The sequence below is a fragment of the Cupriavidus sp. GW821-FHT07C08 genome (assembly GCF_059419025.1).
In genome coordinates, this window is the sequence record NZ_JBWKQZ010000092.1 from 1 (window position 1) to 807 (window position 807).

Below are 807 nucleotides of genomic sequence, written 5' to 3' on the forward strand. Positions count from 1 at the left end.
TAGCAGGCCGCTGAAATACCTCGAGCGGACGTCAGCGCGACGACTAACTAAAGCGTTGATTTGAGGAGCCCATCCAACCCTACTTTCATGCGCGGCGCAGACACCTTCACCGAGAGTTTGTTCACTATGCGGAGGCTCGATGATTTCGTGCCGAAGTCCCACCCGCTGCGCTCAGTCCGCACCATGGCCAACCAGGCGCTGGTGAAGATGGACCGGTTGTTTGCGCAGATGTACGAAGCCGATATCAAGGGTGGCCGGCCCAGCATCGCGCCGGAGAAGTTGCTGCGGGCCATGCTGCTGCAGGTGCTCTACAGCATTCGCTCCGAACGTCAGCTCATGGAGCAGACGCACTACAACTTGCTTTTTCGCTGGTTCATCGGGCTGTCGATGGACGACCCAGTTTGGGTGCCCACGGTGTTCACCAAGAACCGCGAACGGCTGATCAAGCATGATGCGGTCATCGAGTTTTTCAACGAGGTGCTGGACATCGCGCAGAAGAAGAACTGGCTGTCGGGCGAGCACTTCAGCGTCGACGGCACGCTGATTCAGGCGTGGGCAGGCCACAAGAGCTTCTTGCGCACGGACGGCGGCGACAAGGACGATAGCGAGGGCGGCAACTTCAAAGGTCGCAAGCGCAGCAACGACACGCACGAGTCCAAGACCGATCCCGATGCCAGGCTGTACCGCAAGGGCAAGACTGCGAGTGAACTGCGCTACATGGGCCATACCTTGAGCGACAACCGCCACGGCCTGGTGGTGAGCGCCATGGTGACCAATGCGGACGGACACGCCGAGCGCGAGGCCGCA

At 60.3% G+C, this 807-nt stretch carries 1 protein-coding gene; it reads left to right on the forward strand.

The features are described 5' to 3' along the window. Positions 1-87 precede the first annotated feature (87 nt). The coding region (locus tag AC07UK_RS38845; RefSeq protein ID WP_494693928.1) for an IS5 family transposase at positions 88-807 on the forward strand (720 nt) is incomplete at its 3' end.